Source organism: Dyadobacter crusticola DSM 16708, assembly GCF_000701505.1.
Lineage (GTDB): Bacteria > Bacteroidota > Bacteroidia > Cytophagales > Spirosomataceae > Dyadobacter > Dyadobacter crusticola.
In genome coordinates, this window is record NZ_JNJB01000022.1 from 17,058 (window position 1) to 28,766 (window position 11,709).

Annotated in this window: 9 protein-coding genes; 3 read left to right on the forward strand and 6 right to left on the reverse strand. The window is 45.2% G+C overall.

Annotated elements, in window-relative coordinates; all coding sequences use genetic code 11:
• Positions 1 to 605 precede the first annotated feature (605 nt).
• From Q369_RS0120590 to Q369_RS0120610, 5 genes are read right to left on the reverse strand one after another with little or no spacing between them, the layout of a single operon-like run.
• Positions 606 to 4,589 (reverse strand): cobaltochelatase subunit CobN, encoded by a 3,984-nt coding sequence (locus Q369_RS0120590; RefSeq protein ID WP_031529652.1) that lies wholly within the window; start codon positions 4,587 to 4,589, stop codon positions 606 to 608.
• 8 nt (positions 4,590 to 4,597) lie between these two features.
• Complete coding sequence (locus Q369_RS0120595) at positions 4,598 to 4,933, reverse strand: DUF2149 domain-containing protein (protein WP_031529653.1); 336 nt, start codon at positions 4,931 to 4,933, stop codon at positions 4,598 to 4,600.
• A gap of 40 nt (positions 4,934 to 4,973) precedes the next feature.
• Positions 4,974 to 5,543: a MotA/TolQ/ExbB proton channel family protein gene (locus Q369_RS0120600; RefSeq protein WP_031529654.1), complete on the reverse strand. Its 570-nt coding sequence runs from the start codon at positions 5,541 to 5,543 to the stop codon at positions 4,974 to 4,976.
• Positions 5,537 to 6,181 carry a hypothetical protein gene (locus Q369_RS0120605; RefSeq protein ID WP_031529655.1) on the reverse strand — a complete coding sequence of 215 codons (645 nt, stop codon included), beginning with the start codon at positions 6,179 to 6,181 and terminating at the stop codon, positions 5,537 to 5,539. The genes Q369_RS0120600 and Q369_RS0120605 overlap by 7 nt, the downstream gene beginning before the upstream one ends.
• A complete protein-coding gene (locus tag Q369_RS0120610) occupies positions 6,178 to 8,493 on the reverse strand; it encodes a TonB-dependent receptor (RefSeq protein WP_031529656.1) in 2,316 nt (771 codons plus the stop codon). The genes Q369_RS0120605 and Q369_RS0120610 overlap by 4 nt, the downstream gene beginning before the upstream one ends.
• A gap of 317 nt (positions 8,494 to 8,810) precedes the next feature.
• Between Q369_RS0120610 and Q369_RS0120615 the strand changes: the two genes are divergently transcribed.
• The 3 genes from Q369_RS0120615 (at position 8,811) to Q369_RS0120630 (ending at position 10,839) form a co-directional block, all read left to right on the forward strand.
• Positions 8,811 to 9,053 (forward strand): efflux RND transporter periplasmic adaptor subunit, encoded by a 243-nt coding sequence (locus tag Q369_RS0120615; RefSeq protein WP_031529657.1) that lies wholly within the window; start codon positions 8,811 to 8,813, stop codon positions 9,051 to 9,053.
• 242 nt (positions 9,054 to 9,295) lie between these two features.
• Positions 9,296 to 9,976 (forward strand): hypothetical protein, encoded by a 681-nt coding sequence (locus tag Q369_RS0120625; RefSeq protein WP_031529658.1) that lies wholly within the window; start codon positions 9,296 to 9,298, stop codon positions 9,974 to 9,976.
• Positions 9,977 to 10,143: 167 nt separating this feature from the next.
• On the forward strand, positions 10,144 to 10,839 hold the full coding sequence (locus Q369_RS0120630) for a carboxypeptidase-like regulatory domain-containing protein (RefSeq protein WP_031529659.1): 696 nt from the start codon (positions 10,144 to 10,146) through the stop codon (positions 10,837 to 10,839).
• On the opposite strand, the gene Q369_RS29935 is transcribed toward Q369_RS0120630, so the two are convergent.
• Complete coding sequence (locus Q369_RS29935) at positions 10,747 to 11,079, reverse strand: MerC domain-containing protein (protein ID WP_084165803.1); 333 nt, start codon at positions 11,077 to 11,079, stop codon at positions 10,747 to 10,749. The two genes, Q369_RS0120630 and Q369_RS29935, sit on opposite strands and share 93 nt — an antisense overlap.
• Positions 11,080 to 11,709: the final 630 nt, after the last annotated feature.

Consider the following 11,709-nt stretch of genomic DNA (forward strand, 5'->3'; position numbering starts at 1 on the left):
AAGTTTCTGGCCGCCTCGCTTCTCGCGATGAAATACAGCGTCTTGAAAGATCGCCTAGACCCGCTAATTCCGACAATATTGAAGCTGGCCCGCGAGATAGGTCAGAACGTGCAAACTAGCCTGATTGTTTATGCATTCGTAAACAGTACCATGTGCCCAAAAACCGACAAAAATTCATAGGCCACCTTACTCTTGATCTATAAACTTCCGATCATCCATCGAGGTCAGAAGAAAGTATAGCGACACCGGTGGCCAGGCTGTCACCATCTCCTTTGAGGAGGTGGAAGGGAAAAATATTTCGCGAGCGGCAGGGATGGCCTTCGCGAAGAAAACGAATGTTTGAAGCGCATAGTAGCCAGGCAAGCTCTGAAACCAGAGCCGGACGGCCACTGCCGTGAAAAGTAAACTACTAAAAAAAATCCCGCGATTCTTAGCTAGAAACAAGGGAATACGTTTAAATTTAGCAAGATGCTATTGGCAGGTAAGCGCTTTGATTTCGCACTTGCAGTTTACCCATTGTAAACATTTCAAGCATATGCTCCATTGAAAAACACAAGACCATCACCACGAATGACAGACTTGTGTAATTGTAATAAAGGAAGGTGTCAGCTATCAGTTTTCCATTGTTTTCCCGCAAAAAATGCAATTGTCATCGCTGCTATCATCCAAAACAAAGCCGTCTTTGTGGGCTGAACCGGTTTTTGATTTGAAGCTTTAGCATTTGTTTGCTTTACTACTTCTTCCATTTTATAACCCCTTACTTCTCCCGGGTTCTGATCTGCCGGTTTTGAACTTGCCGCAGCATTATGCTGTGAGACTGGTTTCGAAGCTGGCCGGGCAGAAGGCTTGCTTTGCTGCGCGGTCTTTGTAGGCTGACTTATACCAGGATTAGTACGGATATCACTGAGCTGCTTGCTGTAAGAGGTATACTGAGCCGCGGTAACGCCCTGGATATTTTGCATTTTATCAGAAATAAAACCAGTCAGGGTGGAATTGTCACATACATTTCCGTTGCAGGAAAGTCCCACTTCTGCCACGGTGTTCATGTATTCTTTGATCAGATTTTCCGTTACTTTTTCATCCGGATGCCAGTAATCTTTTCTTACCACTTCCAGCATACGCGAAAGTGTAGTTTGGTAAGCATACATGTTTTTCGCGTCACGGAATTTCTGTTTGATGTCCAGTCCATACTGATCTTCCACGTACGTATCATACATCTGCTGCCACTTGTTCTCATCAATGGCTTCGGGAACAGTCACCTGCCATCCCCATAGATGCTCCACTACTTTATTGATCATCCGCGCGCCCGAATAACCTTCACCAAGCATTTCATTGATCCATTTTGGATTCAGGTAACGTGTTTTCATTTCACGCCCAATGTACTTATCCAATGATTCCTGTCCCATCTGATTGGGGTCAGCCAGGTTGGTCACCGTTACATCGGGCGACTTACCGTCAATGGATCTTACTGCCATGGCTGTCGCGCCGAGGTATTGATAAAAATCATCGTTGTCCAGTGCCCCATACACATTGGAAGAGCGGCTGTGAACAACGGTCTTGGTGCCTGATAAGGTTGTTTTTAAAAGCTGAATACTCAAATTGGAAGTAAGCGTGGAATCTGCTGTTTCAGGTTTATCTCCCCAAAATCCCTGCCCGTATAAATGGCTCATGCGGTTGAAATAAACATCGGCAACCTGGCTTTCTTTATCCCAGGTTCCGGAAGCTTCTACGGCATTTTCAATCCCTGTGCCGTATGCGCCGCTGGGCACCGAAAACAAACGCACCGAAGCCAGTCGTTCTGCCAGTTCTTCCTTCACACCCTGATCAACCAGTTTTTCTTTGGCCAGGGCAATATGCTGACGCAGGTAATTATCGGGCTCATCCTGTGCTTTTGCCAGCACGACCGCCTGGTCCATTAATTCCATCAGGTTGGGGAACATGTCGCGGTACAAACCCGACGGGACCATCACTACATCCACTCTTGGCCGGTTGAGCTGCGTTTGCGGAATTATTTCAATGCCCTTAACCCGTCCGAATGCGTCATACTTTGGCCTAACACCCATCAGTTTCAAAATCTGAGATTCCATTACACCTTCATGACGGATGGTTTCAGTTGACCAGAGATTGAGTGTCACCTTATCGGGGAATTCACCTTTATGCGCCTTTTGGTAACCTGCAATCAGCTCTTCAGCCAGTTTACTGCCCATGTTGTAAGTTTCCTTCGAAGGGACTTTTGAGGGGTCAAAAGCAAAGAAGTTCTTACCGGTTGGTAATGATTGCGGATTTCTGAGCGGGTCATTGCCCTGTCCGGCACGAATATATTTACCATTCAAAGCAGCAACAAGCGCGTTCATTTCACTATCTCCGCTGGCCAGAATTTTGTTGCTCAAATCAGTGATCAGACTATCACGTTCAGCTGTTTTTAAATCTTTTTGCCGGTCCACGATCGCTTCTGCCGTACGCGCCGCGTTTTCAGCCGATGGGGATTTGCCAAAGGTGTGCATGCCGAAAGGCGTTTGTTTTTCACCAATATCGCGAATGTAATGTTCGAGTTCTTCCAGTTGATCGTCGGTAAACGCATCCGATAAACCAAGGTCTTTCATCAATCCCAGTTTGGCTGTCAGTCTTTTGATTTCATTTAGTTTAGATTGGGCAAGCGCTTCGCTTTTCTCGGTCGCAGAAGTATAATCTGTGATGAGTCCGGCCAGTTCTTTGAGCTCCGAATTGAGTCCGGCTTTGTCAAATGGCGGCGTGAGATAATCAATGATGACAGCCATTCCCCTTCTTTTAGCCTGCAATCCTTCACCTACATCATCAACGATGTACGGGTAAATATTGATCAGATCGCCGATCAAAGCTTCGGGGGCGTCATCGTCATTGAGCCCCGCTTCCTTGCCTGAAAGCCATTCGTGCGTACCATGTGTTCCGAGATTAATGATGGCATCCGCCCTGAATTTTTTCTGTAACCAAAGATAAAAAGCAATGTACTGGTGATGAGGAGGAAGGGTAAGGTCATGGTACATGGAAGTTAAATCCTGGTTCCAGCCTCTGGCGGGTTGAGGCGTAAGCAGTATTTTGCCATACCAGACGGCAGGAAGCACCAGGAAATTTTCACCCGAAGCATTTTGCCAGGTCATGATTTTGGCTGTATCCGGCTGCCCCCATTTTTTTAGCACTTCATTTTTTAACTTAGTGCTCAGCTTTTCAAACATCTCCTGGTATTCGCTGAGCGGGATTAAAACCGGCTTTCCTTCCCTGACCATCCGGTCCATTTCCGCCGGCGCCCAGCTGCCAATGTTACGGCCATTTCCCATTACATCGTCATAAATTTTGTTGCTGTCGGGCATGCTTTTTCCAAGGTCGTATCCTTCCTTTCCCAGTCTGGCTAAAATAGAGTGCATGCTCTGCGGAAGTACATTGAGATAACTGGCCCCGATATTTTCTTTACCCGGAGGATTGTTGTAATAGATCAACGCAATATTTTTGTCGTGATTCGCCTTGGTCTGAAGCCGGTTCCAGGCGCTTATCCTGTCCACAAGCCGCTGCACGCGGTTTTCAATCGCCACTTTTTCACTAACCTGAATGCCTCCGGGGTAAGTTTTGCTTTCCTGGCTTGTTGTTACGGTGGGCTGGACCTGGCCGGTCATTTCCGGGCGCGTCAGACTCATTGTACGGTTAAAAACGCTGAGTCCGATGGCAGATTTTTCCCAGGCTTCTCTGGATTGGTCAAGCTGAATGGCGCTGATAACCGGCACGCCCAGTTTCTCAAATACCAACCGGAGATCTTCAGGAGACGAACCGGGCAGGGAAGAAGCGGAAACCAAAAAGTTGATCGTCGCTTTTCCGGCGGAGTCCATGCAAAACTTTTTGAGCGAATTACCAAGCGGGAAACCGTAAAAAGGCATCACATTAAAACCGGCGCGTTCCAGATATTGAATATGCGTATCCAGATACTGATGCTGACCTGTTAGCATTTCATAACGGAAAACATAAAAGCCGACCCAGGGTTTTCCGGGGCGGTAATTTTTATAGTTTTTGATAAATGCATCCCGGTCTGTGAAAATGCTGTCCCGCGCCAGCGAGTAAATCCCGGCGTCGGCATATTTAATCACTTCCCGGTACGGAAATTTGACTTTCTGATCGACATCCAGTCGCGACAACACCATGTTTTTGATGTTCTCAGTACTGCTTTCTTCGAAATATTTCAGGACCGAAGCGTTAAAAATCACACCCTGGGATTTGTAGACATCTTCTGCTGGTGTTCCACCCAATGCATACACTTTGGCTCCGTCTTTTATTGCGGTCAGAAGCTGTGGTTTAGCCTGTTCAAAAACCCCTGCGTTGTGTACATACACAAAGATGATGTCTGATTTTTCAAGAAAACCAAGGTCGGTATCAGCAAAGCCTTCCTGCGGGAAAATCTTAACATCACATTTCGTGCTGAATCCGCTGAGCAATTTTAATTTTTGTGTAACATCATATCCCGTTTTGGTATAATTATCTGACAGCACCAGGCTGACACGTATCTGCGCATGAGCCGGAAGCCACAAAACGGCTAGCAGCAGAAACGTAAAAAGTAAATTTTTCATAGAATCCTTTATTCCGGTACGTAAATAACCTGCCCGTTTTCAAGCTTGTAAGCCGTTCCAAGCCGCTCGCCTTTTCCGGAAGATTCGTCTTTGGTGATTTTCTTTACCTTGATTTCTTTTCCTTTTTTCTCTACAATTTCAATCTCACCGTTGGCAGATTGTTTTGTAAAAGTCACATCTGACTTGGGATCGATCATGTCGAGCATATTCAGTGCTGATACGAGCGCAAAAAGCATGGCAACGATAAATACAACGCTGACATCAAACAGGTTGGCAACACCGCTGATAGGATCTTCCAGCGGTTCATCGCTAGTGGAGATATGGGATCTGCTGAGTAATTTCATTTTTGAAAAGAATTGAATATTTAGTCGAATGGATACTGGTCTAGGCCGTGACAGCCGTTTTGTGTTTTTCCAGATCCCGCAGCAATACTTCCAGATAAACTTCACATTCCATAAAATCAGATCGAAGCCATTTTTCCTGCTGCATGGAAATCAGATAGGCAATAACGCCACAGGCAATACCAGCGATCGTCGAGGTAAAAGCAGTCACCATATTGGCTGACATAGCCATCAAATCGCCTTCCGAAAGTGAAGCAAGAGATACACCCATCGGGATCAGTGTTCCGATCAGTCCGAGAGAGGGGCCGGTTTTGATCATAAAACGTATCCTGTCGAGCTTATTGATCTGTGTTTTTTCCCAGGTTCTGATCAGCTTCGTCAGCCAGATATCGGCATAATCGGTATCCGCCAGTGCTTCGTTAATCTGGGTTTGAAAGCGTTTTTTAAAAAGGTCGGAACTGGTTTCAGTCCTGCTTCTGCGCTCGTATAGCTCGCGCACAAAGCTGCCCATGCAGATGACTGTCCATAAGATCATCAGGGCAAGACCAATGATGACAGGGTAGGCCAGGGCGGTAGATACCAGGTATAAAAATGATTCTAAGTGGTTCAGCATGAGGTTTTGTTTTTAGATTTATAAAAAAGTCCGCAGGTAAAGGAAATAAGAAGGAGTAGCCAGGCAACCCAAAATACATTGATTGGCTGTTCGGTTAAGGATGCTGAATGGACAGCGGCAGGACTGCTGCTCCAATGGGTTTCCATTAGAAGATATATACTGAAAGATGCAAGAAGGAAAGCCAGACTCTGGCCATACAGCGCCCGGTTTTTACCCGAAATATGAAACAAAAAAGACAAACCGAAACCAGCAGCCAGTCCCAGGGGCAAATACAGGTAAAAGGAAATGAGGCTGTTGTGATCAAAAGAATGATAAAATCCGAAAATACAAAAAGCGGATAAAACCGAAATAATGATCATCCAGGCTGCTAGTTGACGTTTGGAGCTCGCCGGATAATAGCAGAAATATGCAGCGGTGAGCAGCGAAAAGATTAGAACTGCCACTTGCATAGGCAGTTGTCCCATCGTCAAAGCAAGTCCTACTGCAGACAGTATGCCACTTGCTGCTACGCCCAAAATCAAAACCGTTGCCTTGGCAAAAGCCTGGAACTTGTTTCCTTTAAAGAGCTTTTCAGACAAGTACATCACCGTGTAAGATGTTAATAGTGCTGTCAGCAGCAGGAAGATGTTTTTTATCATTTTAATGAATAGGAAAGTCCGATGTTAACAGAGCGGCCTGGTGCATAGTAATAACTTGTTTTGGACGTATAGCTTCCAAAATACAGTTTATCAAACAGGTTAAGTATGTTGGCATTGACGGCAAATTTTCCGATTTGTCTGGAAACTTTCAGATCAAAAACTGTAATCGGTTTCAGGATCAGGTTCTCAGAGTTTTCTAGATCACCAAAACTCTCGCTGGTATGTCTTGCCCAAAGGCCTATGTTGATCATTTTTGGATTGTCATAGATCAGTCCACCACTCAGTGTATGACGCGGGTTACTGTCCATTTCTTTGCCTTCGTAAGCAGGATTGGTCTGGTATTGAAGGATTTTAGAACGGTTATAAAAATAACTTCCGATCAGCGTAAAATGCTGCTGCAGCTTGTAGCGCAAAGAAGTTTCCAGACCGCTGAGTTTTACTTTTCCGATGTTGATGTATTGTCTGACAGGAAGTCCGGCCGGATCAAAATAGGAGGGAACTTCACTGGCCGGGATCAGCACACTTTCGTTGAAATCCTTGTATTGGGAGGTATAGTAAGTCGCGGACAATTCCAGGTTTTCGTTAATATTAAAATCTGCTCCAAGGTCAACGGAGTACACCATACGTTCTGGTTTCAGGTTCGGATTGCCCAGCCGGAACGAGCTTCCCAGCGGCGCGGAATTATACAAGTAAAAAATGTTCGGTGCTTTAAAACCCATTGCATACTGGGAGCGGAAACGTACCTGGTCCGTCGCCCGATAAACCAGCCCAATTTTAGGAGAGACCACATTGGCAGAAGCTTTGGCATAATCGATCGAAATTTCTTTTCCGGTCATGTTGTCAAAAAACTTTCCTTTTACATTTTGCCAGTTGTCGTAGCGGGCACCAACGTTCACGTTGATTTTTGAACCAATGGAAATGTCGTCATTGATAAAAAAGGAGGTAAAGTTCTGGTTGCCTGAAAAGTTTTGACTACCCTGTTCAGGATAAAGCTTTTCAGAGACAGACCGGGTAAGTCTGATATCAGCACCAACAGTCACCGAGTTTCCTTTAAAGTTTTTATTGATTTTACCAATGAAGCCATAGATATTGATCGGCACGTATGATGTGTAATTGGGCGTATTGAAAAGATTTTCTTTACTGTTCCATTTCATCGACTCTGAATTTCTGACCGCATGGTTGTAGTAAGCCGTTGCGCTGTAATTGAAGAGATTATTATTGCCGGTATAGCGCAGCAGATAATTGTTTGTCGAGGATTTATCGTCAAAGATGGTGGTTGTGCCCGAAACGGGTTTTTGCAAATGATAATCCATAATCGCTTCCAGTTTGGAATTTGGATTGATCTGGTAGGAGAGTTTCGCATTGACATTGAGCAGTTCCATCTTGGGCTTCTGAAAATAGTCCTTCCAAAGGCTGTCGGCCATGTACTGATAGCCGTCAGTCTTTTTGTATTCGGCAAAAGCGATTACACCAATTCCGTTCTTAAACCGTTTGCCGGCCTTTATACCGGTCTGAAGTGTGTTCATGGATCCATAGCGCATATCAACACCGAAAGTGGGTTTTTCTGTGGGCGTTTCCGTAACAAGATTAATTGTGCCACCCATCGAGTTGGAACCGTAAATGGATGATCCCGGACCTCTTACGACTTCAATTCTGGCGATGCTGCCCGTTGCAGTCGAATTCCATTCGGAAACGCCGCCTGTGTAGGCATCGTTGATGGGCACGCCATCTTTCAGGATCAGGGTGCGGTTTGAAGCGCCGGTTCCCCGCATGGTGATCGACGTATGCGTTCCGGTTGTAGTCAGTCCGCGGTTTCTTCCAACGGATAGTCCTGGGATGAAATTCAGCGCGTCGTCGATCGTTTGTAACTGCCTCATTTCAGGATCGGAGGCTTTGAGAATAGAAATACTTGAAGAGATTGTACGCAGTTCTGCGGGCATAGCCGATCCTGTTACTGTGATGTCGTTTAACTGGTTAGCTATATCCAGTTGTATCGACCCGTTTGTGGTCTGAGCGTCAGACACAGAAAAGGACTTCTCGACTATGCCATAGCCCACATGCGAGAAGATGACTCTCGATTTTCCGGCCGGTAAAATGAGTCGGTAGCTTCCTGCCGAATCGGTAACAGCTGAGTGCAGACCATCCTTAGAAAGAACATGCGCACCTGCGATTGGTTGCCCGTATTCGTCGGTAAGTTTACCGGAAAGAATGGCCTGGTTGGTTTGTGAATAGCTGTTCGTATTTGCAGCCAGAATTATAAAGGCCACTAGCGCGAACAGGCCTTTTTTCAACTTGTAAAAATTGTGGAGCATGGGTAAATCTTGTTGGTTAAGATAATTGATAGCCGCTGTCCGAGACGATACCGTTAAAGACCGGTGAAGACAAATCAATACTGTTTATGAAACGATGTTGCAAATATGATACACTTGCAACGACGTTGCAAGTGTATCATATAATACTTTTGTATTTTGTGATAAATGGATATTCTTTGTCAGATTATTACTAGATTCTGTTAAAAGTTATCAATCTCACTTCAAGAATTAGAAAATTTCAAGTGGTGCATTGCGTTGAAGGTTTTGACGCACAGGTTTCCTTTCCGGGCGAGTTGCTTCTAATGGAAAGGGCCTAAGTGACAGCCAAAGTAGCCGGGTATGTCAGAAGCATTAAGGTAGACATCGGCGACTGTGTCCCAAAGGGTCAGATATCGGTGACCCTTGATGCTCTGGAAATGATTACCAGCTTTGCCCAGGCTAATGACTACCTGCAATCGGCCAGATCAAAATATTTGGGAAGTCAGGATACCTACAAAAGGATTATCCAAGCTGCCCGTGTGGAAGAAACAGTTTCTCAGAGTGAAGTCCGATCGATTTAAAACACAGATGCGGGGCGACAGTTCCGCTTATGAATCCGCTAAATCGAAGTTGACGGTCCCCCGGGAAATTAGAAAAACAATGTAAGGATCATTTAAGAAATCACTTTCGCTTTGTTTCGCAGGGCCGGCAGGTTTTTGACTTTTATATTCTTTCGGCTAATTATCAGGTAAAAAAGCAGGACATCAATGGTCTTCAAATTGCGGCCTATTACCATCCCGGTCATCCGTACAATGTGGATCATATGATTAAATCAGCTGGTGAAGCTGTTGGTTTTCTGCGCGGGATTTTAGGGGACTACCCTTATGAAAGCATTCGGATTGCAGAGCGCCCCAAGTATGACCAGGATCTGTTTGCCTTTGGGAACGTACTGGTGCTGCCTGAAAATCATGGCTGGATTGCCGACATCAGCCGCAAACAGGACCTGGATTATCTCCGCTACGTCACTGCCCGACTGATAGCCGAGCAGTATATGCAGCAAGCCAACCTATCCAAAACACAGGGATACCCGCTCATCACTAAATCAATACCGGCATACCTGGCCCTTTTACAGCTGAAAGCATTTTACGGTGTAGGTTCATTGGAAAAACATCTTGAAAAAAGCCACGATACCTATTTGAAAGGCCGAGCCGAAGAACCAAATCAGGAGCCGGTACTGCTCAAAGCCGATGAAGAAGCTAGCTATGTTTCTGAGCAAAAGGGAGGGTATATCCTGTATAGACTGAGCCAGTTAATTGGCGAAAAGAAAGTGAATGAGGCGATCAGCTCTTTTTTGAGTGAAGCAAGGGCTTCACCAACTACAGTCAATGCGGGTTTGTTTTACCAAAAATTGCAAGCGGTGACAGATAGCAAACATCAGGCGTTTTTGAAATCAGGTTTCCAGGGTTTGGAAATCTACAAACCGGCCCCTAACTCTATTAATTAATTAGACGCTCTTATAACCAGGAAGTTGGTTCCGGTCAACAGGCGATCTGAATGTTGAAATAATAGAATATGATGGACCGTCTCTAATCTTACTCTTGCAACTATGATGCAGAAGGAAGTTTGTGTGTATATTTGCATCAATGTTGCAAGATATTTAAGATGTAAAGTATGGCCAATTTTACTCCTACCAGAACTGCCTGTCTCGGATTGCTGCTTTTTGTACTCTTTCTTCCCAGCATGCTTCATTCGCAAGCGATAGAGAGAGGGCTTGTTGGTTCGGCAAAGGATCAGAATGGACATGCTTTGGCAGGGGTGAACCTTCAATTAACCGCTGAACTCAGTCCTTCTTTCAACGAGTGGGCCGTCAGTGACTCGGTCGGACGGTTTGTATTTGATGCGCTTCAACCGGGGCGATTTATACTCAATGCTTCATTAATTGGGTTTGCAATAGTTAATGACACCATAATTGTTCAGGGTACTACATCAGAAAAGCTGACCTACGAGTTAGTCATGAAAGAATCGGCCTCTGAGTTAAAGGCGGTAACGGTAACATCTCGCAAAGAAGCGATCGAAATTGATAAAGGAAAACTGATTTACAACGTCGGTAATAGCGCAACGAGTGCAGGATCATCCGCGCTGGATTTGCTCCGTAAATTGCCTGGCGTGAGCATCGGGCAAGACGATCAAATCATGCTTAAAGGTGCAGGCGGGATCAATGTAATGATCGATGGGAAGATGACTTATCTTTCCGAGCAGCAGCTGGTGCAGCTTTTAAGAAGTATGAGCGGCGAAAGCGGGCAGGCGGATACCCTCGAATTTTTCGTTAAATATAAGGAAGGCCAGGACGAGCCAAGTTGCGTATAGAGCGTATTTCATCCACTGTTTGGAAGATTTTTTTGCTGACCAATACGCAGAGAACAATGAAACGACGAGCAGGGCCAAATCGATCATGCCCCACCAGGCCGGGCCTTCTTCTTGGTTTGCCGCTGCCCCTGCGCCAGCGATAAAGAGGTAGGGGGTGGCAAGGCAATGTATCAAACACAATACACTTGCAGTAGCACCTAATATGTCGGTTTTAGTTTGAGTTAATTGCAAATTCGACATCAGTCTTATGTAAATAGATTAAACACTTGTCCGAATACGCACTGCATGCAGAGCGCTTTCATTTTTTTCTTTCGGGATTCAGCCGTTTGTCGTCCCATAACAGTGGTATCAATTGTTGATGCAACGATGTTGCAAACATAAAAGAAATCTCTATGTGCTCCCAATTTCTGCTTGAATTATTACAGCTAAGCAAAGCTTAGAGAAATTCGGCATTGCCAAGGTTGCCAGGACTGAAGATTTTCAGGGTGATAGCATTTGCAAGGCAGTTGCATCGGCCGCGCATAGCCGCCTGCCGCAGCTGAGCACGTCGCCGACGAAATCCATTGCAGCGTCTGCTTATGCACCATTCAAGTTGTGCCTCCATTCTAACAAACTATCATACTGTATTTTTGATATTTAATGATAAAAAAACACAAATTCTTGGTTTGAACTTGTCGAATTAGTTATTAACTTTCCTATAAGTTACAATTCTGGATGATTTAAGGAAGAGTGCAAGCTATCATTCGCATGTGACCACGGAAAAGTTAAGAATCTGGAGGTTTGGAATAAGTGAATGATCGCGCAGTAAACATGGACGGCCCCCCACCTTGGATAACAAGAAGAGTTTTAGGAAAATCATTGCATTGAGGT

Bases quoted from the DNA above. Each gene is read 5' to 3' on its own strand.
- Q369_RS0120600 (WP_031529654.1), bottom strand. From the start codon at position 5,543: ATGCTGAACCACTTAGAATCATTTTTATACCTGGTATCTACCGCCCTG.
- Q369_RS0120605 (WP_031529655.1), bottom strand. From the start codon at position 6,181: ATGATAAAAAACATCTTCCTGCTGCTGACAGCACTATTAACATCTTAC.
- Q369_RS0120590 (WP_031529652.1), bottom strand. From the start codon at position 4,589: ATGAAAAATTTACTTTTTACGTTTCTGCTGCTAGCCGTTTTGTGGCTT.
- Q369_RS0120630 (WP_031529659.1), top strand. From the start codon at position 10,144: ATGGCCAATTTTACTCCTACCAGAACTGCCTGTCTCGGATTGCTGCTT.
- Q369_RS0120610 (WP_031529656.1), bottom strand. From the start codon at position 8,493: ATGCTCCACAATTTTTACAAGTTGAAAAAAGGCCTGTTCGCGCTAGTG.
- Q369_RS0120595 (WP_031529653.1), bottom strand. From the start codon at position 4,933: ATGAAATTACTCAGCAGATCCCATATCTCCACTAGCGATGAACCGCTG.
- Q369_RS29935 (WP_084165803.1), bottom strand. From the start codon at position 11,079: ATGTCGAATTTGCAATTAACTCAAACTAAAACCGACATATTAGGTGCT.
- Q369_RS0120625 (WP_031529658.1), top strand. From the start codon at position 9,296: ATGATTAAATCAGCTGGTGAAGCTGTTGGTTTTCTGCGCGGGATTTTA.